Raw genomic sequence first — 22,705 nt, forward strand, 5'->3', positions numbered from 1 at the left:
GCCACCCCCACCCCTGAGGATCTGACATGAGCGCCGCCCAGAACCACCGCGATGCCGCATCCGAGGCGCAGTTTCGTGCCGCGCGGCCTGATGCCTCTACCTGGCTGGCGGCCAATGCCGGATCCGGCAAGACCAAGGTGCTGACCGATCGGGTGGCGCGGCTGTTGCTGAAGGGTGTGCAGCCGCAGCATATCCTTTGCCTCACCTATACCAAGGCCGCCGCCAGCGAGATGCAGAACCGCCTGTTTCAGCGGCTCGGGGAATGGGCGATGCTGCGCGATGAGGCCCTCACCACCGCGCTTGCCGATCTGGGGGCCGAGGATGCGATCTCTCTCGAGGGGCTATCGCAGGCGCGCACACTTTTTGCCCGTGCGATTGAAACCCCCGGCGGGTTGAAAATTCAGACCATCCATTCCTTTTGCTCGTCGCTGCTGCGCCGCTTTCCGCTGGAGGCCGGGGTCAGCCCGCAGTTCTCCGAGATGGAAGACCGCGCGGCCACGCTTTTGCGGGCTGAGATTGTCGAGGATATGGCCAAGGGCGATCTGGCCTCTCTGGTGGAACCCCTGGCGCGCCATGTGGGTGGCAGTGATTTTGCGGATCTGACCGCAGCCCTGTGCCAGCGCCGCGCCGAATTTGAAACCCCGCTGGACTGGGCCGCTTTGCTGGCGCGGTTTGATCTGCCGGGGGGCTTTGATCAGTCCGCCTTGGAAGAGCTGGTTTTTCTTGGCGGCGAGGCAGAGCTGCTATCGCGCGCCCGCGTCATGCTGGAGACCGGCGGCACCACAGACCAACGCGCCGCTGCCAAGCTCGCCAGTATTTCCACGCCGGGACTTACCGATTTACCGATATTAGAGGGCATCTTCCTGACCGGAGCCGGGGCGGCAGAGCCCTTTTCCGCCAAGATCGGCAAGTTCCCCACCAAAAAACTGCGCGAGGCAAATGTTGCCCTGATGGATCAGCTGGAACCGCTGATGCGACGGGTCGAAGAGGCCCGCGGCAAACGGCTGGCGCTGGTGGCGGCGCGCAAATCCCATGATCTGCACCAATTTGCCCAGGCCTTCCTGCCGGAATATGAGCGGCGCAAACAGCAGCGCGGCTGGCTCGACTTTGACGATCTGATCCTCAATGCCCGCCATCTGTTGAATGACCCAGCGGTGGCGGCCTGGGTGCTTTACCGTCTGGATGGCGGCATTGACCATATTCTGGTGGACGAGGCCCAGGACACCAGCCCGGTGCAATGGGATGTGATCGAAAAACTGGCGCAGGAATTCACCGCCGGCGAGGGAGCTCGCTCGGAAGTGGACCGGACCATCTTTGTGGTCGGTGACAAGAAACAGTCGATCTATTCCTTTCAGGGGGCGGATCCGGATGCCTTTGACCGGATGCAGGTGGAATTTGCCGACCGGCTGGCGGAATCCGGCTCTAACCTACAGAATGCGGCGCTTGAGTTCTCTTTCCGCTCCTCTGCCGCGATCCTACGGCTGGTGGATCTGGTGTTCAAAGACAGCCCCGGCGCCGGTTTTCACGCCGATGCGCTGCACCGGGCGTTTAAATCCGACCTGCCCGGTCGGGTGGATCTTTGGCCCGCGGTGGACAAGACCGAAGATGACGAGGACAGCGACTGGACCGATCCGGTGGATCGCCCCGGCAGCCGTCACCACACGGTTATTCTGGCAGACCGCATTGCCGCCCAGATCAAGGAGATGATCGACAGTGGTGTGACCATTCCCAAGGATGGCACAGTGCGTGGCACGTTTCAGCGCCGCCCAGTCCATGCCGGTGATTTCCTTATTCTGGTGCAGCGCCGGTCTGAGCTGTTTTCCGAGATTATCCGCGCCTGCAAGAACGCCGAACTTCCCATCGCGGGCGCTGACCGGCTCAAGGTTGGGGCTGAACTGGCGGTCAAGGACATCGCCGCGCTCTTGTCTTTCCTGGCCACGCCGGAGGATTCGCTCTCCCTTGCCGAAGCACTGAAATCGCCATTGTTCGGCTGGTCGGAACAGATGCTGTTTGACCTGGCGCACCGCCGCAGCAGCAAGCACCTTTGGCCCGCCCTGCGAGAGCGGCGCGAAGAATTTGCCGAGACCCTGGCGGTGCTGGACGACCTGCGCGATCAAACCGACTTTTTGCGGCCCTTTGATCTGATTGAACGGATCCTGACCCGTCATCAGGGGCGGCAGAAACTGCTGGGCCGTTTGGGTGCCGAGGCCGAGGATGGCATCAACGCGCTTCTGTCGCAGGCGCTGGCCTATGAGCGCTCGGATATTCCCAGCCTCACCGGGTTTCTGGTCTGGATGCAGACCGATGATCTGGAGATCAAACGGCAGATGGGGGCCTCTGGCGATATGATCCGGGTGATGTCAGTGCATGGCTCCAAGGGGCTGGAAGCGCCGATTGTGATCCTGCCGGACACCGCCAAACGCAACGCGCCAAGCGACGCCGAAATCATGGTGGCCGATGGCACGCCGCTGTGGAAGCTGCCCAAGGATCAGATGCCGGATCTGTTGTTTTCTGCCCGCGAGGCGGCACAGGAGAAACAACAAAACGAACGGCTCAGGCTCTTGTATGTGGCGCTGACGCGGGCAGAAAAATGGCTGATCGTCGCAACCGCGGGCACCCTCTCCAAAGAGGGCGACAGCTGGTATCAGCGGGTCGAGGCAGCGCTGCGGCAGGGTGGCGCGGTAGAGTGCGAATTGCCCGGAGGCACTGGCTTGCGGCTGTCCCATGGCGATTGGGAGGGGCTGGAATTTGTCCCCCATGAGGTCACGTCCAAAACCAAGGCCCTGCTGCCAGAAGTCTTTACCCGCCCGGCCCCGACCTATCAGGCCCCGGAAGCGAGCTTAAAACCCTCGGACCTTGGCGGTGCCAAGGCCCTGCCCGGGGATCACGGCCTTGACGAAGAAGAGGCCATGGCACGGGGGTCGCGCCTGCATCTGCTCTTGGAACATCTGCCCAACGCGCCAAGCCTGGATTGGGAAGATCTGGCGCAGCGGCTTTTGCCCCAGGCCGAGGATCGTGCGGAGCTGCTGGCTGAGGCCGGCAGGGTGCTGATGAACCCGGATTTGGCGCATATCTTTGCCCTTGAAACTCTGGCGGAGGTAGCGGTCACCGGTCATCTGGGGGAAAAGCGGCTTTTTGGTCTTATTGACCGGCTGATCGTGACGCCGGACCGGGTACTGGCGGTGGATTTCAAATCCAATGCGCTGGTGCCAGAGAACCCGCAAAGCTGCCCAAAAGGCCTGCTGCGCCAGATGGCGGCCTATGCCATGGCTCTGGCGCAGATCTACCCGGATCGCCAGATTGAAACCGCGCTTCTGTGGACCCGCAGTGCAAGCCTGATGATGCTGCCGCACGATCTTGTGACAGATGCGCTTAAGCCGGTGTTGGAACCTTGACGATCTGTTAAGCTCTACCTAGGTTCCAACTTCCAGTTGCCACAGATCTCAGGAGACATTCCCATGTCCACCGTAGCCGTCACCGACGAAACATTTGACGCCGAAGTCAAGAATTCCTCTGTCCCCGTTGTGGTGGACTTTTGGGCCGAATGGTGTGGTCCCTGCAAGCAGATCGGCCCCGCGCTGGAAGAGCTGGCAGCGGAATATGGCGACAAGGTGAAGGTTGTGAAGGTCGATGTCGACAGCAACCCGAATTCCGCAGCCGCCATGGGCGTGCGTGGCATTCCGGCGCTGTTCATCTTTAAGGACGGCGAGGTTGTCTCCAACCGCGCTGGTGCCGCCCCCAAGGCCGCACTGCAAAGCTGGATCAACGAAAGCATCTGATTGCTTTGACTTTTGATTGCATCAGGCGCGCTCTGCGGAGGGCGCCTTTTTCTTTGTTCCGATTTCTTGACCCTGGATTTGCCCATGACGCCGGATTTTCGCCAAAAGGCCATTGCCATTTGTTCTGATAAGATTGCCAAAAAGGGCGAAGGGGTTGGCTTGTCCTTTTATGCCTTTTTCAAGAACCGCAACGATGACCCGGAGTTGTTGATGCAGGTAGCGAGCTGGTGGATCAAGACCCATCAGCTGGACCATTTTGAGAAGGCTGTAAAAATTCGGGGCATGCTACAGGCCGGTACCTAGCTGATCTGACCGCACCTCCGCAGCCGCGCGCGGGCAGGGGGCGCTGCCCCCGTCGCCTGCGGCGACTCCCCCGGGATATTTTTGGCCAAATGAAGATCTGGGGTTTTCTTTTGCGCCGGGGTGGCGAGAGTAAGCAACAGCCTAGACAGGGAGGGTGGTATGGCAAAAACACGGGTATTGGTGGAATTTGGGATCGGCACATCGCTGCGCCGCGAGGATTATACCGAGGCTGCAAGCCGCGCCATCAAGGACGCGCTGTGGCATAACTCGGTCAATGTGGCGGAGCTGTTTGATTTCCCCAAAGAGGCGATGATCATTGACGCCGAGATCGGCGTTGCCAAGCCGGAGCGGGTTGATGTTGCGGCGCTCAAGGCGATTTTTCCCTATGGCCAGCCCTCCATCACGGTAACGGAAGGTGGGCTGGATGTGGCAAAACCCCATGTGGAGGGCTGCACAGTGATTGCCAACGCCGCCGTCATTGTCTCCTTTGACATGGAGGCCCTGTAATGGAAAAGCTGATGGAAAAGCGCATCATTCTGGAAATGGGCACGGGCAATGATCTTTATGGTCAGGACTATACCAAGGCCGCGCGCCGGGCGGTGCAGGACGCGCTGCATCATTCCTCGATCACCCTGTTTTCCAAGCTGGGCATAGATCATACCCAGATGCGGGTCGCTGTCACTATTGCGGTGCAACAGCCCGGAGCGGTGAATTGTGACCTCGTGGCGCAGGATCTGCCGCGCGGGCGCGCCACGGTGCGGGCCATCAAGGGCGGGTTGAATGTCTCGGATCCGGAATCAGACGGGCTACATGTGGTGGCCACCGCCGCGATTGAAGCCTGGCTGCCGGATCAGGCGGCAAACTACAGGCTCAGCTCCTGAAGGCGCAGCGCCCATGAAAAAGACAAAGCCGCCCCAAATGGAGCGGCTTATCTCGTTTGGCGCTTCTGCGCCGCAACTGTAGAACTTACAGTTTGGCGATATCCGCCTGGGTCACACCGATGTCGTCCAGCTGAGCTACGGAGAGCTGCGACAGAGCCTTGCGGGTCTGGCGGGCTTCGTTCCATTCAACCAGGTTGGATTTCAGGTTCAGGATGCCGTCTACCATACGAAGAACGGAGACTGCGCCCAGCGGCGCATGGAGGTTTGCGGTCGTCATTGCACTAGTCCTTTTGAATTCGTGTGTCTTGCGTGTTGTCTGTCTGTAGGCTCCATGTAGGAGGCCTAGGTGAGTCTCACAATTGCCCATTAAACAGCCCCGAAATGCGCTGGATGCATAGCAAGTAAGCAAAATGTTAACGCGCCGGAAAAACTGGCACAGACAAACGGGTTGGCAGGTTAAAAAACAGCGCTGCCAGCCGAGCCTTGTACAGAACCGGGGATGGTTCCATATAGGGAGCACCAAAACTGGAGGCAAAAATGGCTGATGATCAATTCCCCGGCTGGCACGGAACCACCATTATTGGTGTCAAAAAGGGTGGAGAAGTGGTCATCGCCGGAGATGGCCAGGTCTCGCTTGGCCAGACCGTGATCAAGGGAACCGCCCGCAAGGTGCGCAGGCTGTCGCCCGGTGGATTTGATGTGGTGGCAGGTTTCGCCGGATCCACCGCAGATGCCTTTACCCTGCTGGAGCGACTGGAAGCCAAGCTTGAGGCCACGCCTGGCCAGTTGGCCAGGGCCAGTGTTGAGCTGGCCAAAGATTGGCGCACCGATAAATACCTGCAGAAACTCGAAGCCATGCTGATCGTCACCGATGGGACTGAGCTACTGGTGATCACCGGGGCAGGCGATGTGCTGGAGCCTGAACATAACGTTGCTGCAATTGGATCTGGTGGGAATTTTGCCCTCGCCGCTGCCCGTGGCATGATCGACAGTGATCGCGACGCCGAGACCGTAGCCCGTGAGGCCATGGCGATTGCGGCAGATATCTGCGTCTACACAAATGGACGTCTGACCGTCGAAAGCATCGCGGCCGGTGCAAATGACACTGACACCACTGCGGAGACCTGATGTGAGCCAGATCGACCAGGATGATATTCGCGCCGCTGTGGGCTCTGGCCTGATTAGCGAAGCGCAGGCGGCGTCTTTGTTGGCCATGGCCCATAGCCGGCGCGGCGCCCGCGAGGATCTGTCCCCGGGGGATGAACCCTTTGAGCTGTTCAAAGGCTTCAACGAGATCTTCATCGTCATTGGCATGCTCATTCTGGCCTCCGGCTGGGCAGCTGTGACGGCGGCCTTTATCGCAGGCTCCCTGGGCGGCTATGTCGATAAAACCATCTATTCCGCAGCACTGGGGGCTGTGGTGCTCTGGATCTTTGCCGAGTATTTCATTCGCCGTCGCCGGATGATCGCCCCGGCCATTGCGCTCTCGCTGCTTTGGGCCGGTAATGCGGGCACCGGTATCACCGCGTTTTTCTCGGAACCCTTCATGGTGGCGCAGAATGATTTCTCCAGCCTGCCGCTGCCAATGGCGCTGACCACCGCTGCAGTGGCGCTGTTCTGGTTTCGCTTCCGGGTGCCTTTTTCCATGGCGCTGATCGCGCTTGGTATCTTTGCCCTCACCCTGATGGTGGCGGCAGAGCAGGCAGGCAGCCCGACGGGGATCAGCGATTTCTTCTTGTTTTCAGCCTCTGGCCCCTTTGCCTGGGTGACCCTCTTGGTTGGGCTTGCGGTCTTTGCCGTGGCGATGATGTTTGACCTCAGCGATCCGCATCGTGTCACCCGTCGCTCGGCCCAGGGATTCTGGCTGCATGTTGTCGCCGCCCCGGCGCTGGTCAATACCATCGCGCTGAGCCTGCTGGAAAGCGGCACCTCCTCCGCGCAGCTGACCCTTGTGGCGGTGCTGCTGGGCTTTGCCCTGGTGGCCATTGTCATTGATCGGCGGTCTTTCCTGATTGCCGCCATCGGCTATAGTGTCACCCTGGCCAGCACCGTGTTTGACGGCGATGGCGCCGCGGTGACCGTGCTGATCCTGGGCTTTGTGCTGGTGATGCTGGGCGCCTTCTGGGCGCGAATCCGGGCCAGCCTCCTGTCGCTCTTCTCTGCGGTGCTGCCGCTGCACCGCCTACCTCCTTCTCACTGAAACGAGACCTCCTATGACTGATCTGACCCCCCGTGAAATCGTTTCTGAACTGGACCGTTTTATCATTGGCCAGAACGACGCCAAACGCGCCGTTGCCGTGGCTCTGCGCAACCGCTGGCGGCGCAAGCAGCTGTCGGATGACCTGCGCGACGAGGTCTATCCCAAGAATATCCTGATGATCGGCCCCACTGGTGTGGGCAAGACCGAAATCTCCCGCCGCCTGGCCAAACTGGCTCGCGCGCCTTTTATCAAGGTCGAAGCCACCAAGTTTACCGAAGTTGGCTATGTCGGCCGCGATGTCGAGCAGATCATCCGGGATCTGGTGGACAGCGCCATCGTGCAGACTCGTGAGTTTATGCGCGAAGACGTCAAGGCAAAGGCAAAAGCCGCTGCCGAAGACCGGGTGATCACCGCCCTGGCCGGCGAGGATGCCCGCGAAACCACCCGCGAAGTTTTCCGCAAAAAACTGGTCTCCGGCCAATTGGACAATGCCATTATTGAGTTAGAGGTAGCAGACAGCTCCAACCCCATGGGTAATATGTTTGATATCCCCGGCCAGCCGGGTGGTGGCAATATGGGCATGCTCAATATCGGGGATCTTCTGGGCAAAGCCATGGGCGGGCGCACCGTGCGCAAAAAGATGACCGTGGCCGAAAGCTATGAGGTCTTGATAAGCGACGAGGCCGACAAGCTGCTCGACGACGAGGTCGTTTCCCGCGCTGCCGTTGAATCAGTAGAGCAAAGCGGTATCGTCTTCCTAGACGAGATCGACAAGGTCTGCGCGCGCTCGGATGCGCGGGGCGGCGACGTCAGCCGCGAAGGAGTGCAGCGTGATCTCTTGCCGCTGATTGAGGGCACCACTGTCAGCACCAAACACGGGCCGATCAAGACCGACCATATCCTGTTTATCGCCTCTGGCGCCTTCCATATCGCCAAACCGTCGGATCTGCTGCCGGAACTGCAGGGCCGTCTGCCGATCCGGGTCAATCTGCGCGGCCTGACCGAAAAGGACTTCATCCGCATTCTGACCGAAACCGACAATGCGCTGACGCTGCAATATACCGCCCTGATGAGCACCGAGGAGGTCGAGGTCAGCTTTACCGAAGACGGCATTGCCGCCCTGGCCAAGATCGCCGCCGAGGTCAACCGCTCGGTTGAAAACATCGGCGCGCGGCGGCTTTATACGGTGATCGAGCGGGTGTTTGAGGATCTGTCGTTTAATGCGCCCGATCGGGGAGGCGACAAGATCACCATTGATGCGCAATATGTCGGTAAACATCTGGGCGAACTGGCGGGTAAAAACGACCTCAGCCGCTATGTTTTGTAACAGTTTTTCCGGCAGCGCATAGATTTGGTTTTCATCCCCGTGTTGCCGGGTTAGTTTCCAGCAGACGCCAGACCCCAGCGAGTCTTGCGTCTTCTAGAAGCTTGTTCTGTGCCCGAGGTTTTTATGCTGTCCCTTCGTATTGCTGTCGGCCTCTGCCTCTGTGTTTTAGTGAGCTGTACTGACCGGAGCATCTCTCCGGTCACCCCTTCGGCCCTGGCAGTTGGAACTCCAAAAACCGTTTTTGTTGCCACCAACCGCGTTGAACTGCCGGATGGATCCTTTGGGCCTGAACGCAGCGAGGACTATAGCCTCTTGGAACTGACGGTCTCCATCCCGCCCAACCACACTCCGGGCAATCTGCAATTTGGCTATGACAACCCAAACCCCAGAAACGAGTTTACCCTGGCTGCCCGTCATCAGTTTGAGGAACTCTCAGCCTTTGATCTTCGGTTGAAGGAAGAATTGAACAAGTTCCCGTCACATGAACGCGATGTGCTGGTTTTTGTGCATGGCTACAATTCCACCCAGACCGAGGCCGCCTTCCGGGCCGCACAAATGGCCTATGATCTCAATACGCCTGGCGCTTCAGTGATCTATTCCTGGCCCAGCCTGGGCAGTCCTCTGGGCTACGCCTATGATGGCGACAGCGTGCTCTTTGCCCGCGACGGGCTGGAACAGTTGCTCCGCCACCTGAAGAAATCCGGCGCGCAGCGGATTGTGCTGGCAGCGCATTCCATGGGCTCTGTTCTGACGATGGAGACCCTGCGGCAGATTGAAATCAAGACACCCAACTGGTCAGATCGGAACCTATCCGGGGTGGTCCTGATGTCACCGGATCTGGATCTGGATCTGTTCCGCAGTCAGATGCGCCGGTTTGACGAGGTACCGGAACCCTTCATTGTTTTTGTCTCCAGCAAGGACAAGATCCTCAACATATCACAGCGCATCCGGGGCACGCATAGCCGCGAGCGGCTTGGCAATCTGAGCTCGGTTGATCTCGTGGCGGACCTACCGATCGAAATCATCGACACCACGGCCTTTGCCAAAAACGCGGAATCCGGTCATTTCATCACCGCGACCTCGCCAGCCCTCCTCAGCCTGTTGAACCAGGCACAGGTGACCGCCGAAATCTTTGAAGAGGATCCCCGCGTTTTTGATCTTGGGCGTATTTTGCCTGGGCATATCCTTGATCTGGACCGGGTAGACGAGGTCTCTGTCGTTACCTTTACAGGCGACGAACGCTAGACCTGACAGAGCTATCTGGTGCGGCGCAGATAGACGTAATAGGCACCTTCACCGCCATGGCTGACATGGGCCGGGGTAACCTGCAGCACCGCCTGCGCCAGTGGTGGCAGGGCCAGCCATTGTGGCACATGGTGGCGCAAAATGCCGCGCGGTACCGGGATTGGCCCCGGCTCATCTCGGTCTTTGCCCTTGCCCGTCACCACCAGCACCAGACGTTTGCCCGAGGCCTGCGCCGAAAGGATAAACCGGGTCAGCGCCGGATGAGCGCCCTCCACCCGCATCCCATGCAGATCCAGCTTGCCCTCCGGCTTCAGCTTGCCCCGCTTCATCCGGCGAAAGGCTTTTTCGTCCATCTGAAGCGGATTTGACGCCAGCGCCTTGGCCGGGCTTGGCTTCAGGTTATGGCGCTGCGGTTTTGGTTTGGCCCGGCTGCCCAGCTCAAAAGCCTCCAGCAGGTTCTCGGACCGCGCCTGGGGCGCCTTGGCGGGTTTAGGTTTTGGCAACGGCAGGGCAGGTGGGGTGGAATGACTACCGGGATGCAGTCGCTCGGTGTGCTCCACCACCTGATGCCAGAGCTCTACCTCCTCCGAAGTCAGTTTACGTCGGCTCATCAGTAGTCATCCGGAACCAGCGCAAAGGCACGTTGAATGGGCAGCAGGGTCACCATGCGTCCGGGATCGCGCAGCCGACCTGCGGCCTGGCCGGCGCTGTCACCGGTGCCGTAAAAAACATCCGCCCGCTGCGCGCCTTTGATCGCAGATCCAGTATCCTGCGCGATCATCAATCTGCGCATCTGGGTCTCGCCGTCTTTCTCCATCCAGACGGGTGCGCCAAGCGGCGTGAACTTGGGGTCCACAGCCAGGGTGCGCAGGGTGGTCACCGAGCGGTTCATCGCACCAAAAGGTCCCTTGGACGGGCGGATTCTGCGGATTTCACGGAAAAAGACATAAGACGGGTTGTGCAACAACAGCTCGCGACCATCAACCGGATTACGCCGCACCCAGGCCTTGATCACCTGGGCGCTGACCTGATGGGCATTATAGATGCCACGGCGCACCATTTCAGCACCAATTGAGCGATAGGGATGACCATTTGCGCCGCCATAGCCGACCCGGATGGTGCCGCCATCATTCAGGCGAATGCGACCAGAGCCCTGGATCTGCAAAAAGAACAGCTCGACCGGGTCATCGACCCAGGCGATCTCCAGCCCGCGGCCCTGCATCACGTTGCCGGTGAGGATATCGCGCCGCGCCAACCAGGGATTGCTGCGCTTGGCCTCAGGGGGCATTTTGTAGACCGGATAGCGATAGCGGCCGGATCGAAACCGAGAGCCATCCAGCTCCGGTTCAAAATAGCCCGTGAACAGCGCCGGGGCGCCATCCTCGATCAGTATCGGACGAAAGAACAGCTCAAAGAAACTACGCGCGCCGGCTGCAGCCTTTGGCCCAGACAGGTCCTGAGACTGCGCCACAGCGCAGAGCGTTTGCCAGTCCTGATCTTTCAGATCGGGGCAGGTTTCCAGAAAAACCTTGAGCGCGGACGCGTGGTTGTCCTCTGCCCAGCCATTGAGCTGGGAGAAGTCCAACATCGTGTAACTGGTTTCAGCATTTGCGGATGCGGCTGTCATTGTGCCTCCCGCAAATGCCGCTGCCCGGAATAAATTCCGGAGCACTGTCCTCATCCGTCCGTGGCAACCAACTGCCAGTTCGGATCGTCAGCCCCCATGCTGCGGGCAAAGACCCAGGTGTCCTTTTGGCGTTTCACTGCCTTGGCATCACCTTCGACAATCTCGCCGTCGCGGTTGCGCACCACGGATGTAAGCTCACCGACAAACCGCATGGTCAGCTCGGCACTGCCGCTCATCTCATCAAAGGTGGCGTCGACCACGGTGGTTTCGCGCACACCGATGAATTCGGCTTCGATGGTCAGCCCCTGGTCTTCGCGCTGCGCCACCGCCTCGACAAAGCTGTCGAACACATCTTCAGCCAAAAACCCCTGCAGATTGTCCAGCTCGCCGCGCTCAAATCCCATCAGGATCATCTCATAGGCGCTGCGGGCACCCTGAACAAATTCACCAACCTGAAAAGATGGCTCGGTGCGTTTCATCGCTGCCAGCGCAGAGGCCTGGGCGGAACCCTCTTCGACGTGATCGATGATATCGCGATCAGGCCCCCCTTCGATCACTTCCAGATCAGGGCGATTGCTGCGCCGTTCCGAGGGCGCGACGGGGGGTTTTTCAAAACCTTCGCGCGTGCCCAGAACGCTTCTGAGACGCAGGATCAAAAACACCGCAATACCGGCCAAAACCAAAAGACTAATCAAGGACGACTCCATAAGAACCTCTCGTTGGATATTCCAAGCCCGGATTTGAAACCCGCGCATTCACTCCTTATGTAGGTCGTCAGGGGTGGCAAGTCTACCGTCCAGCGTTTGTACAGAGGAAACCGCCAAATGTATCTTTTTCTCGCCTTTCTGATGGTGCCACTTATTGAAATTGGCCTGTTCATCCAGGTGGGCGGCGCGATTGGCCTGTGGCCAACGCTAGCGATCGTGGTGCTGACCGCAGTTCTGGGCACCGCGCTGGTGCGCTCGCAGGGGCAGATGGCATTGGGACAGATGCGCAATTCCTTCCAGACCCTGTCTGATCCGGCAGAACCTCTGGCCCATGGGGCAATGATCCTCTTTGCCGGCGCGCTGCTATTGACACCGGGGTTTTTCACCGATGCTTTTGGCTTTGCCCTCCTGATGCCGCCGGTGCGGGTGGCCGTCTATCGCTACATCAGCAAACGGGTGACAGTGGCGCAGTTTCAGATGGGTCCCGGCGCCATGCATGGCCGCCAGTATCCAGGTAATCAGCATCCTGGTGGCAAGCGACCCGGTGCCACAGGCCCCGGTGATATCATCGATGGTGACTTTGAAGAAGTGACGCCAAAATCGCCCAACCAAAAGCCATCTGGCTGGGTTGAAGGGCCAAAATAGCCCCTCAATCCATGGCTGTTATCCCTAACCGTTGAGATACCCGAGCCAAGCTGTTAAGCACGGGCAAAACGTATTTTTAGGAGTATCTCAATGGCCGAAAATGGCGCAGGCGAGGGCACACAGCAGCCCCAGGTCCAGATGAATATCTTGGGTCAATACATCCGTGACATGTCGTTTGAAAACGTCATGGCGCAAAAAGGCACCGGTGGCGAAGTGCAGCCAGATGTCAATGTTTCGGTCAACCTCGACGCCAAGAAACGCTCGGTCGAGAACCAGTTTGAAGTGATGACCAAATTGAACATCGAATCCAAAAACAAAGAGAGCGACGAAGTTCTGTTTGTGCTGGAGCTGGAATATGTTGGCGTTTTCAGCATCCAGGGCGTGCCAGAGGATCAGCTGCATCCCTTCCTGTTGATCGAATGCCCACGCATGACCTTCCCCTTCCTGCGCCGCATCGTCTCTGACATCACCCGCGACGGTGGCTTCCCGCCGCTGAACCTGGACAATATGGATTTTGTGGCGATCTACCGCTCTGAGCTGGCCCGCCGTCAAGCCGAAGCCGCACCGCAGCAGTAAATCCCTGATCAAAAAGTAAAAAAGCGCCGCTGACTGGGTCAACGGCGCTTTTTTTTTGGACAGTCTGCGGCAAGGTCAGCCCTGATTCAGGCTGAAGTTAGCCGGGCGTTTGATTCCACAGGGCGTCCTCACCCATCTTGGCGACAAAGGCCTCATGGGCTTCGGCTTCTTTCGCAGTCAATCGCGAAGGCAGCGGATTGGGACGCGGGGCAGGGCGCCAGTCATCCTCAACCGGACCGCCACCTGCACCACCGGTGCTGGACAGGGCAAAATCCGGCTGCCTACCGCCGGTGAGTTCAAGATAAACCTCAGCCAGAATTTCAGAATCGAGCAGAGCCCCGTGCAGGGTCCGGTTGCTGTTATCGATATGGAACCGACGACAGAGCGCGTCCAGGGTAGCAGGCGAGCCGGGGAAGCGTTTGCGGGCAATCGCCAATGTGTCCAGCGCCTGATCCATCGGCAATTGCGGCAGGCCCATCCAGTCCAGCTCGGCATTGAGGAACTTCATGTCAAAACTGGCGTTATGGATCACCATACGTGAGCTACCCACAAAATCGAGGAACCCCTGGCCGACCTTGGCAAAGACAGGTTTGTCGCGCAGGGTCACCTGACCGGGCTCCGGTTTTTGTGGCGGCTCCAACAGATCCGGCCCAATGCCATGCACCCCAAAGGCCTCTTGCGGCATGCTGCGTTCGGGATTGATATAGACGTGGTAGGTCTCGCCTGTCGGCATATGGTTGAGCAGCTCTACTGCGCCAATCTCAACAATGCGATCGCCGGAAAACGGATCAAAGCCGGTGGTCTCGGTATCGAGGACGATTTCACGCATCGGCGGAGGTCTTTCTGCTCTGTGTCTCGCGGATCTGGCCGAGAATGGCCAGGACCTGCTCTTTTGCGTGATCCAGCGTATCCGTTTCAATAACAAAATCGGCGCGAGCAGCTTTTTCGTCAATCGGCATCTGTTTGACCAGGATCTGTTCGAACTGGGCCTCTGTCATCGTGCCCCGCTCCATCACCCGTTCCCGTTGGGTTGCAGCATCCACCCGCACGCAGGCAACCGCATCCATCGCGCCGTCACCAGCGGTTTCAAACAGCAGCGGAATGTCAAAGACCAGAATATCGCTGGTCGCCTCATCGCGAAAGGCCTGACGATCTGCTGCCAGCAAGGGATGCACGATGGCTTCGAGTGCTTTGAAGGCTGCAGGATCCTGGGCCAGGATCTCTTTCAGCGCCGCTCGGCTAACCATTCCGTCAACGATGGCACCGGGAAAGGCCACCTGTAGGGGGGCCACCGCGCTGCCTCCCGCTGCATAAAGTCGATGCACCGCCGCATCCGCATCCCAGACTGCGCAGCCATTTTGCGCAAACAGCCCCGCCGTGGTGCTTTTGCCCATACCGATGGAGCCTGTCAGGCCAAGAAAGAAGGTCATCTGATGGCAGCCGCACGGGTGGCGGTATCTACTTCGGGGCGCTGGCCAAACCAGCGTTCAAATCCCGGCACCGCCTGATGCAGCAACATGCCCAGCCCATCCACAACCGTACAGCCAACGTCCTCGGCGGTTTGCAGCAGATCGGTTTTGAGCGGCGTATAGATCAGATCTGTGACCACCATTTCAGGTTTGAGCCCATCCAGTGGCACCCGCAGCCGGGGATTCCCAACCATGCCCAGCGAGGTGGTGTTGACCACCAGTGCTGCCTCTTCGATGATATTGCCAGCCTGCACCCAATCAACAACACGGATGCGCTTGCCAAACTCCTGCTGCAACTGATCGGCCCGTTCACGGGTACGGTTGGTCAGCAAAATTTCAGGTATCCCGGATTCAATGAGAGAGGCCACCACCGCGCGGCAGGCGCCGCCAGCGCCCAGAACTGCGGCAGGCCCATCCGCTGGCTGCCAGTCCGGTGCCCCCTGCTGCAGGTTTTTGATAAAGCCATAGCCATCGGTGTTATCCGCCAGGATGCTGCCATCACTGCGAAAGATCATGGTATTAGCCGCGCCCATCAGTTTGGCCCGGTCGGTGACCTTATCGGCAATCTTCATCACCGCTTCTTTATGCGGGATGGTGACATTGGCGCCGACAAACCCTGCCTTGGGCAGCGAGCGGATCACGCCTTCCAGATCGTCCGGCTCCACATGCATCGGGACATAATGGCCAGCGATGCCCAGCGTTGTCAGCCAGTGTCGTTGCAGCTGCGGCGATTTGGAATGCGCCACGGGGCAGCCGATCACACCGGCCAAAGGGATCTTCTTATCGCTCATTGATCAATTACACCCTGTAGTCCCAAATAGTTGAGCAGTTCCACCAGAGGTAGTCCTAAAACAGTAAAGTAACTCCCTTCGATGTTGGAAAACAAGCGCACGCCTTCTTCTTCGAGCTTATAGGCCCCAACGGCATGTCTGATGCTGTCCCAATTTCGCGTCACATAAGAAGAGAGGTAGCCATCCGAACAGTCCCGCATCCGCAGACGCACCTGGCCGACATGACGCCAGATCGGCTCGCCATCGCGATAGATCACAGCAGCTGACAGTAACATGTGACGTTTGCCCCGCATGGCGCTAAGCTGCGCCAGGGCCTCATCTTCGCTTTGGGGTTTGGACAGCAGCTGACCTTCAAAATCGAGCACCTGATCACAGCCCAGAACCAGAACGCCGGGCTGCTTCATACTCACCTTGCGCGCCTTTGCCTCGGCCAGGGCATCTGCGATATCTCGGGGGCTGGCACCCTCGGCCAATAACGCCGCTTTGATCGCCTCTTCGTCGACGCGGGCCACCTGGACGTCAAACTCTACGCCGGCCTGACGCAGCAGCTGGGCACGGATCTCAGAGCCAGAGGCCAGGAGGATGTGGGCAGACATGTGGAAAACCCCATGGAAAAGATGCGCAGGTTAATAGGATGGTTTGTATGGTTTTCCGAGGTTTTGGCAAGTGCACAGGGAAAAGCGAAATTCCATCAAACTGCCGGCTGATTCCTCCGCCGGGGATTGGGATAACTCTGAAAGACGGGATAACCTCTCTCTCCCCGATTCCTCCAAAGGTTATCCCCATAGTAATATTCGTTAACAAATCCTTAATTTCCCTTATTTTTAAGCGTGTTAACCAAAGTGTCACCAATGTGGCGACAATGAGGCGGGGGATTTATCCGGGGTGGGGATAAGGCAGTGAAAGACTGAATAATCCACTGAAATCCCTGTCCCTACAAAAACATCATCCTTTAAATCTTTCTTTATTATTATAAGGGTGACCCAAGGAAGCCTGAGAGAGAGACCGATGGACCTGACAGACTGGATGTTCACCCTCTACCCATATGCAAAGTCCCTGCACATTATGGCAGTGCTCAGCTGGATGGCCGGTCTATTCTATTTGCCACGGCTCTTTGTCTATCACGTGGAGCAGGCAGAGAAGGTTCCTGAAAGCCTGCCGATCTTTGTCACTATGGAGGACAAACTGCATCGGCTCATCATGCGGCCTGCCATGATGGCCACATGGGGGGCAGGACTGTTCATGGCAGCGACCCCCGGTATAGTCGACTGGAGCGCCCTGTGGCCTTGGAGCAAGGCCCTGGCTGTGGTTGGCATGACCTGGTTCCACTATTGGCTTTTGATGCGCCAGCGCGCCTTTGCTGCGGGTAACAATCAAATCACCGGGCGCGGCTATCGCATGATGAACGAGGTGCCGACCCTTTTGATGGTGGTGATTGTGGTTTCGGTGATCTTCAAATTCTGATCACACGGGTCTTGGTTCCAGTTTTAAATACTTCTGAGAGCGGCTGTAGACGCCACAGGAGAGGCCGTTTGACTTACGAGGGGGTAGGCCCTATGTATGGCGCCCAACAGGCCCGTCCGGGCCCTCGTGTTCTCCGAACTTGATAATAGCAGCTCTCCCCAAATAGCCGGGGCAAAAAGGCCATATATTGATGACCGTCGAATCCCTCAATCTTTCTGATCTCAAGGCGCAAAGCCCAAAGAACCTTCTGTCCATGGCCGAAGAGTTGGAGATCGAAAACGCCTCCACCATGCGCAAGGGCGAGATGATGTTCCAGATTCTGCGTGAACGCGCGGATGAGGGCTGGGAAATTGGCGGTGACGGTGTTTTGGAAGTACTGCAGGACGGATTCGGTTTCCTGCGCTCGCCAGAGGCCAACTATCTGCCAGGCCCGGATGATATCTATGTCTCGCCCGACATGATCCGCAAACATTCGCTGCGCACCGGTGACACCATCGAAGGCCAGATCAAGGCACCGCTGGAGGCAGAACGCTATTTTGCCATGACCAGCGTCACCAAGATCAACTTTGAGGACCCGGAAAAAGCCAAGCACAAGATCGCCTTTGACAACCTCACGCCGCTCTACCCTGATGAGCGTCTGAAGATGGAAGTCGAAGATCCAACCTTAAAGGACCGTTCTGCCCGGGTGATCGACCTGGTTGCCCCTATCGGCAAAGGCCAGCGTTCGCTGATCGTGGCGCCGCCTCGGACCGGTAAGACGATGATCCTGCAGAACATCGCCAACTCGATCGAAAAGAACCACCCAGAGTGCTATCTGATTGTTCTGTTGATTGATGAACGCCCCGAAGAAGTCACCGACATGCAGCGTTCGGTCAAAGGCGAAGTGGTGTCCTCCACCTTTGATGAGCCTGCAACACGCCACGTTGCCGTCTCTGAAATGGTCATCGAAAAGGCCAAACGTCTGGTGGAGCATAAACGAGACGTTGTGATCCTCCTTGATTCGATCACCAGACTTGGTAGGGCCTTCAACACAGTTGTGCCCTCCTCCGGCAAGGTTCTGACCGGTGGTGTGGATGCAAATGCCCTGCAGCGTCCCAAACGTTTCTTTGGTGCTGCCCGGAATATCGAAGAGGGTGGCTCGCTCACCATCATCGCGACCGCGCTGATCGACACCGGCAGCCGCATGGATGAGGTGATCTTTGAAGAGTTCAAAGGCACCGGTAACTCGGAACTGGTTCTGGATCGCAAGATCGCCGACAAACGCGTCTATCCCGCCATCGACATCCTCAAATCCGGCACCCGGAAAGAAGAGCTGTTGGTCGACAAGGGCGATCTCGCCAAGACCTTCGTTCTACGCCGGATTCTCAACCCGATGGGCACCACTGATGCCATTGAATTCCTGCTGGGCAAGTTGAAACAGACCAAGTCCAACTCGGATTTCTTTGACTCGATGAACACCTAGACCCCGGGCTGAACAGGGGCGCGGCGAAAGAGGACAGCCATCATGGACACGATCTTTGCCTTGGCCTCCGCTCAGGGGAAGGCCGGGGTTTCGGTAATCCGTATTTCTGGCCCGCTGGCCCTGAAGGCTGCCAATTGCCTCTGTGCCAGGCCGATCGGGCCTAAGGCGCGCGGGCTGCGGGTTCTGCAGGATGCTGAGGGCAACCATCTGGACGAGGCTCTGGTGCTGTGCTTTGCCGCGCCGGCCAGCTTCACCGGAGAAGATGTTGTTGAATTTCAAGTACATGGAAGCACAGCAGTGGTTTCTGCCGTGCTTGATGCGCTGGCTGGTACAGCTGAATTGCGGCTGGCAGAACCGGGGGAGTTCACTCGTCGCGCCTTAGAAAATGGCAAGCTGGATCTGGCTCAGGTCGAAGGTCTGGCAGATCTGATCGACGCGGAAACTGAAGCACAGCGCAAACAGGCCCAGGTGGTTCTGGCCGGCGGCTTGGGTCACTTGGCGGAGCGCTGGCGCGCGGATCTGATCCGGGCGGCCTCCCTGATAGAAGTCACCATTGATTTTGCCGACGAGGATGTCCCGGTCGATGTCACTCCAGAGGTCACAGCCCTGTTACAGGGTGTGGTAAAGGATCTGCAGCGCGAAACTGAGGGTGTGAAGATCGCAGAACGCATCCGCGACGGGTTCGAAGTGGCCATCATCGGCGCGCCGAATGTTGGAAAATCAACCCTTCTCAACGCCTTAGCAGGTCGTGAGGCGGCGATTACCTCGGAATTCGCTGGCACCACCCGAGATGTGATCGAGGTTCGTATGGATCTTGCAGGGTTGCCTGTGACGCTATTGGACACCGCTGGATTGCGCGACACTGATGATCACGTCGAAGGTATTGGCATTGAATTGGCCCGAAAACGCGCCGATCTGGCCGATCTGCGGGTTTTCCTAGCCGAACCTGAGGAAAGCCTGGAAATTGAAATGCGCCCTGGCGATATCCGTCTGGCTCCTAAAGCGGATCAGCGCAACAGCCATGAGGGATCAATCTCGGGCAAGACCGGGCAGGGGGTGGATGCTTTGGTCAATCATGTTTCAGAGGTGCTCAGGGAACGGTCGACCCAGGTAGGCATTGCCACCCGTGCCCGTCATCGCGATATGATGGTGCAGGCGCTGAACAGCCTTTGTGCGGCGCAGGCGGTTCTACAGCGCGGGTCCGAGTTTTATGATATAGCAGCCGAAGATATGCGCTCTGCCATTCGAGCGTTGGAAATGCTGGTGGGGCGTGTTGGTGTTGAAAATCTTCTGGATGAAATTTTCTCCAGTTTTTGTCTTGGAAAATAGGGAGTGTTTCACGTGAAACATTCGGATTTTGATGTCCTTGTTATTGGTGGTGGTCATGCGGGAACCGAGGCCGCCCATGCAGCGGCCCGTATGGGAGTACGCACCGCGCTGATCACCCTAACACGGGACGGCATCGGTGTGATGTCCTGTAACCCTGCGATTGGTGGTCTGGGCAAGGGTCATCTGGTGCGCGAGATTGACGCAATGGATGGAGTCATGGGTCGTGTCGCCGACCTGGCCGGCATCCAATTCCGCTTGCTCAATCGCCGCAAGGGACCAGCTGTGCAAGGCCCTCGTGCGCAATCAGATCGCGGTATCTACCGACGGGAAATGCTGCGCGAGACGGAAGAGCAGTCCAATCTGGAAATCATAGAAGGTGAGGCCACAGATTTCCTGATGTCCGGGACACGGGTTGCCGGAGTGGTTCTGGCAGATGGCAGCGAGATACACAGTCAGTCTGTCATCCTCACCACAGGAACTTTTTTGCGCGGTGTCATCCACATCGGGGATGTCTCCAAACCTGGCGGTCGGATGGGCGACAAACCTTCGATTCGCCTGGCAGAACGCCTAGACAGCTTTGAGCTCCCGATGGGGCGTCTCAAAACCGGCACTCCACCTCGATTGGATGGGCGGACAATCAACTGGGACATTCTGGAAGGGCAGCCGGGAGACGAGGACCCAACCTTCTTTTCCTTCATGACTAAATCGCTGTCAGCCAGGCAAGTTGTTTGTGGGATCACCCATACCAATGAAAAGACCCACGAGATTATTCGTGACAACCTCACACGCTCTGCAATGTATGGCGGACACATCGATGGGGTAGGGCCACGTTATTGCCCCTCGATCGAAGACAAGATCGTACGTTTTGCAGACAAGACCTCGCATCAGATCTTCCTGGAGCCCGAAGGCGCTGATGACCACACGGTCTATCCAAACGGTATTTCTACAAGCCTGCCGGTGGATGTACAGGAAGACTATGTGCGCTCCATCGTTGGCCTGGAGAAAGCGGAGATCCTGCAGCCGGGCTATGCTATCGAATATGACTACATCGATCCCCGTGCGCTCTCCATTGATCTCTCGCTAAAGGACGTGCCTGGGCTTTATCTGGCGGGGCAGATAAATGGCACCACCGGCTATGAGGAAGCAGCGGCCCAGGGATTGGTTGCAGGTCTGAGTGCTGCGTCGAAATGCTTGCAGCGCGAGCCGGTGATGTTTGGGCGTTCGAACAGCTATATTGGGGTTATGGTCGACGACCTTACCACCCATGGTGTCACAGAGCCCTATCGGATGTTCACCTCCCGTGCAGAATTCCGGCTATCCCTGAGGGCTGACAATGCTGACCAGCGGCTGACGCCGATGGCGCTAGACCTGGGATGCGTCTCTCAGGAGCGAAAGACCGCCTTTGAGCAAAAGATGGATCGCTTGGAACGTGCCAAAACCAATCTTGAAAGCAGTATCTTTACGCCAAAGCAGATTTCAGAGGCCGGGATCTACGCGAACCAGGATGGAAACAAGCGCACCGGCTTTGAGGTTTTGGCCTTTCCCGATGTGACTTTCGAGGACCTGCTGCCGCTTCTTCCTGATTGCTCTGATACGGATGATGTAACCCGACGCCAATTGGAGCGGGATGCCCTTTATGTTCACTATATCGCGCGCCAGGAGAAAGAGATCGCTGCGGTGAAGCGAGACGAGGGCCATGTGATTCCGTCAGATTTTGACTATAATTCTATTGAGGGTCTGTCTGCCGAGCTTCAGCAAAAGCTGTCGAAGGCGCGTCCCGAAACCCTGGCTAAGGCCAGCCGGATCGCCGGGATGACCCCAGCTGGATTGGCTTTAGTTCTGGCGCGGCTGCGGCGGGACAAGAAACTTCAGGAGAAGGCCGGATGAGCCAGAAGCCAAGCGCCGAGGATCTGAATGTTTCACGTGAAACAATGGAACGTTTGGAGGGTTTTGAACAGGTCCTCCTGAAATGGAACCCGCGGATCAATCTGGTCTCCAAAAGTAGCTTGGACCATCTTTGGCAGCGCCACATTGCGGATTCGGTACAGGTGTTTTCCTGCGTCGATCAGATTGACCGGAGCTGGGTGGATATCGGCAGCGGTGGTGGGTTTCCTGGAATTGTAATCGCCATCCTGGCAGCAGAACGCTCCCCAGAGACAAAGGTCACCCTGATCGAAAGTGATCAGCGTAAATCGGCTTTTTTGCGTACGGCAGCGCGGGAATGTGGGGTGGGGATCACAGTACTGAGTGAACGTATCGAAAAGGCTCCTCCGCAACAGGCAAACATCCTGTCAGCCCGCGCCCTTGCAGATCTCGATAAGCTGCTGGAGTTCACCGAATTGCATCTGGCAGAGGGCGGCACCGCGCTGTTTCCAAAGGGTGCCAGTTGGAAAAAAGAAGTGGATAAGGCTGCGGAGAGATGGCGATTCGATGTTGAACAGATTACAAGTTTGACTGAAACTGAAGCTGTTATTCTCAAGATCAACGGAGTCGCTCGTGTCTGATTTATCCCGCCCAGAGGGGCCACGAATTATCGCGGTTGCAAATCAAAAGGGTGGGGTAGGTAAAACAACAACGGCAATCAACCTGGCCGCAGCGTTGGTTGAGACCGGTTTGCGGGTACTGGTGGTAGATCTGGACCCCCAGGGTAATGCCTCGACCGGTCTGGGCATCGACAGTGCTGACCGGGATGCCACTACATATGACCTTTTGGTCGATGATGCCCCACTAAATGAAGTGATTCGAACTACGGAGATCGAAGATCTTTGTGTAATCCCGGCGACGGTTGATCTGAGTTCGGCGGATATTGAGCTCTTTGCCAATGAAAAGCGCAGCTTCCTGCTGCATGACGCCCTGCGGCAGACGGCAATGGATGAATATGATTGGGACTATGTGCTGAT

Annotated in this window: 25 protein-coding genes; 17 read left to right on the forward strand and 8 right to left on the reverse strand. The window is 57.9% G+C overall.

The annotated features are described in order from the left end of the window. The first annotated feature begins 26 nt into the window (after positions 1-26). The 5 genes from addA to ABJP42_RS04275 all read left to right on the forward strand — a co-directional run bounded on the left by addA (position 27) and on the right by ABJP42_RS04275 (position 4,963). On the forward strand, positions 27-3,395 hold the full coding sequence (gene addA / locus ABJP42_RS04255; RefSeq protein WP_348338638.1) for a double-strand break repair helicase AddA: 3,369 nt from the start codon (positions 27-29) through the stop codon (positions 3,393-3,395). A 63-nt stretch (positions 3,396-3,458) separates the two neighbouring features. Next, a complete protein-coding gene (gene trxA / locus ABJP42_RS04260) occupies positions 3,459-3,779 on the forward strand; it encodes a thioredoxin (RefSeq protein WP_348338640.1) in 321 nt (106 codons plus the stop codon). 84 nt (positions 3,780-3,863) lie between these two features. Beyond that, positions 3,864-4,082, forward strand: coding sequence for a DUF6500 family protein (locus tag ABJP42_RS04265; RefSeq protein WP_348338642.1), 219 nt, complete (start codon positions 3,864-3,866; stop codon positions 4,080-4,082). Between the two features lie 159 nt (positions 4,083-4,241). After that, complete coding sequence (locus ABJP42_RS04270) at positions 4,242-4,589, forward strand: Lin0512 family protein (protein ID WP_348338643.1); 348 nt, start codon at positions 4,242-4,244, stop codon at positions 4,587-4,589. An 8-nt stretch (positions 4,590-4,597) separates the two neighbouring features. Next, positions 4,598-4,963 carry a Lin0512 family protein gene (locus tag ABJP42_RS04275; RefSeq protein WP_348338683.1) on the forward strand — a complete coding sequence of 122 codons (366 nt, stop codon included), beginning with the start codon at positions 4,598-4,600 and terminating at the stop codon, positions 4,961-4,963. An 85-nt stretch (positions 4,964-5,048) separates the two neighbouring features. Here ABJP42_RS04275 and ABJP42_RS04280 read toward each other — a convergent pair whose 3' ends face one another. Next, the gene (locus tag ABJP42_RS04280; RefSeq protein WP_348338645.1) at positions 5,049-5,240 is read right to left on the reverse strand and encodes a DUF1127 domain-containing protein; all 192 of its coding nucleotides are present in this window, start codon (positions 5,238-5,240) and stop codon (positions 5,049-5,051) included. 260 nt (positions 5,241-5,500) lie between these two features. Here ABJP42_RS04280 and hslV point away from each other — a divergent pair, with 260 nt between their 5' ends. The 4 genes from hslV to ABJP42_RS04300 all read left to right on the forward strand — a co-directional run bounded on the left by hslV (position 5,501) and on the right by ABJP42_RS04300 (position 9,735). Then, entirely contained in the window at positions 5,501-6,091 is a 591-nt protein-coding gene (hslV, locus tag ABJP42_RS04285; RefSeq protein ID WP_348338647.1) for an ATP-dependent protease subunit HslV, read from the forward strand. Between the two features lies 1 nt (position 6,092). Continuing rightward, on the forward strand, positions 6,093-7,163 hold the full coding sequence (locus ABJP42_RS04290; RefSeq protein WP_348338649.1) for a hypothetical protein: 1,071 nt from the start codon (positions 6,093-6,095) through the stop codon (positions 7,161-7,163). A 13-nt stretch (positions 7,164-7,176) separates the two neighbouring features. Then, the gene (gene hslU / locus ABJP42_RS04295; protein WP_348338651.1) at positions 7,177-8,490 is read left to right on the forward strand and encodes an ATP-dependent protease ATPase subunit HslU; all 1,314 of its coding nucleotides are present in this window, start codon (positions 7,177-7,179) and stop codon (positions 8,488-8,490) included. A gap of 123 nt (positions 8,491-8,613) precedes the next feature. Next, positions 8,614-9,735, forward strand: coding sequence for an alpha/beta hydrolase (locus tag ABJP42_RS04300; RefSeq protein WP_490363182.1), 1,122 nt, complete (start codon positions 8,614-8,616; stop codon positions 9,733-9,735). Positions 9,736-9,746: 11 nt separating this feature from the next. On the opposite strand, the gene ABJP42_RS04305 is transcribed toward ABJP42_RS04300, so the two are convergent. Genes ABJP42_RS04305 through ABJP42_RS04315 form a run of 3 tightly spaced genes read right to left on the reverse strand, consistent with a single transcriptional unit; the run spans position 9,747 to position 12,069 of the window. Continuing rightward, positions 9,747-10,346, reverse strand: coding sequence for a Smr/MutS family protein (locus ABJP42_RS04305; RefSeq protein ID WP_348338655.1), 600 nt, complete (start codon positions 10,344-10,346; stop codon positions 9,747-9,749). Next, positions 10,346-11,416: a murein transglycosylase A gene (mltA, locus tag ABJP42_RS04310; RefSeq protein ID WP_490363183.1), complete on the reverse strand. Its 1,071-nt coding sequence runs from the start codon at positions 11,414-11,416 to the stop codon at positions 10,346-10,348. The genes ABJP42_RS04305 and mltA overlap by 1 nt, the downstream gene beginning before the upstream one ends. Next, positions 11,413-12,069 (reverse strand): Tim44/TimA family putative adaptor protein, encoded by a 657-nt coding sequence (locus ABJP42_RS04315; RefSeq protein WP_348338659.1) that lies wholly within the window; start codon positions 12,067-12,069, stop codon positions 11,413-11,415. The genes mltA and ABJP42_RS04315 overlap by 4 nt, the downstream gene beginning before the upstream one ends. A gap of 117 nt (positions 12,070-12,186) precedes the next feature. Here ABJP42_RS04315 and ABJP42_RS04320 point away from each other — a divergent pair, with 117 nt between their 5' ends. Both ABJP42_RS04320 and secB read left to right on the forward strand, forming a co-directional pair. Next, on the forward strand, positions 12,187-12,714 hold the full coding sequence (locus tag ABJP42_RS04320; protein WP_348338660.1) for an FxsA family protein: 528 nt from the start codon (positions 12,187-12,189) through the stop codon (positions 12,712-12,714). Positions 12,715-12,804: 90 nt separating this feature from the next. Beyond that, positions 12,805-13,290 carry a protein-export chaperone SecB gene (gene secB / locus ABJP42_RS04325; protein WP_348338662.1) on the forward strand — a complete coding sequence of 162 codons (486 nt, stop codon included), beginning with the start codon at positions 12,805-12,807 and terminating at the stop codon, positions 13,288-13,290. Between the two features lie 97 nt (positions 13,291-13,387). On the opposite strand, the gene dnaQ is transcribed toward secB, so the two are convergent. Genes dnaQ through ABJP42_RS04345 form a run of 4 tightly spaced genes read right to left on the reverse strand, consistent with a single transcriptional unit; the run spans position 13,388 to position 16,146 of the window. Continuing rightward, complete coding sequence (gene dnaQ / locus ABJP42_RS04330) at positions 13,388-14,119, reverse strand: DNA polymerase III subunit epsilon (RefSeq protein ID WP_348338664.1); 732 nt, start codon at positions 14,117-14,119, stop codon at positions 13,388-13,390. Continuing rightward, positions 14,112-14,720, reverse strand: coding sequence for a dephospho-CoA kinase (coaE, locus tag ABJP42_RS04335; protein WP_348338666.1), 609 nt, complete (start codon positions 14,718-14,720; stop codon positions 14,112-14,114). The genes dnaQ and coaE overlap by 8 nt, the downstream gene beginning before the upstream one ends. Next, positions 14,717-15,550: a shikimate dehydrogenase gene (locus ABJP42_RS04340; protein ID WP_348338668.1), complete on the reverse strand. Its 834-nt coding sequence runs from the start codon at positions 15,548-15,550 to the stop codon at positions 14,717-14,719. The genes coaE and ABJP42_RS04340 overlap by 4 nt, the downstream gene beginning before the upstream one ends. After that, the gene (locus ABJP42_RS04345; RefSeq protein ID WP_348338670.1) at positions 15,547-16,146 is read right to left on the reverse strand and encodes a Maf family protein; all 600 of its coding nucleotides are present in this window, start codon (positions 16,144-16,146) and stop codon (positions 15,547-15,549) included. Before ABJP42_RS04345 ends, ABJP42_RS04340 begins: the two co-directional genes overlap by 4 nt. A 412-nt stretch (positions 16,147-16,558) precedes the next feature. Here ABJP42_RS04345 and ABJP42_RS04350 point away from each other — a divergent pair, with 412 nt between their 5' ends. From ABJP42_RS04350 to ABJP42_RS04375, 6 genes are all read left to right on the forward strand, one after another. Beyond that, positions 16,559-17,014: a CopD family protein gene (locus ABJP42_RS04350; protein ID WP_348338672.1), complete on the forward strand. Its 456-nt coding sequence runs from the start codon at positions 16,559-16,561 to the stop codon at positions 17,012-17,014. 190 nt (positions 17,015-17,204) lie between these two features. After that, a complete protein-coding gene (rho, locus tag ABJP42_RS04355; protein ID WP_348338674.1) occupies positions 17,205-18,476 on the forward strand; it encodes a transcription termination factor Rho in 1,272 nt (423 codons plus the stop codon). 42 nt (positions 18,477-18,518) lie between these two features. Next, positions 18,519-19,805, forward strand: coding sequence for a tRNA uridine-5-carboxymethylaminomethyl(34) synthesis GTPase MnmE (mnmE, locus tag ABJP42_RS04360; RefSeq protein ID WP_348338676.1), 1,287 nt, complete (start codon positions 18,519-18,521; stop codon positions 19,803-19,805). Between the two features lie 12 nt (positions 19,806-19,817). Beyond that, entirely contained in the window at positions 19,818-21,692 is a 1,875-nt protein-coding gene (gene mnmG / locus ABJP42_RS04365) for a tRNA uridine-5-carboxymethylaminomethyl(34) synthesis enzyme MnmG (RefSeq protein ID WP_348338678.1), read from the forward strand. After that, entirely contained in the window at positions 21,689-22,309 is a 621-nt protein-coding gene (rsmG, locus tag ABJP42_RS04370; protein ID WP_348338679.1) for a 16S rRNA (guanine(527)-N(7))-methyltransferase RsmG, read from the forward strand. The genes mnmG and rsmG overlap by 4 nt, the downstream gene beginning before the upstream one ends. Then, positions 22,302-22,705: ParA family protein (locus tag ABJP42_RS04375; protein WP_348338681.1), on the forward strand; the 404-nt coding region annotated here is incomplete at its 3' end. The genes rsmG and ABJP42_RS04375, both read left to right, overlap by 8 nt.

The sequence above is a fragment of the Pseudophaeobacter sp. genome (genome assembly GCF_039971195.1).
Lineage (GTDB): Bacteria > Pseudomonadota > Alphaproteobacteria > Rhodobacterales > Rhodobacteraceae > Pseudophaeobacter.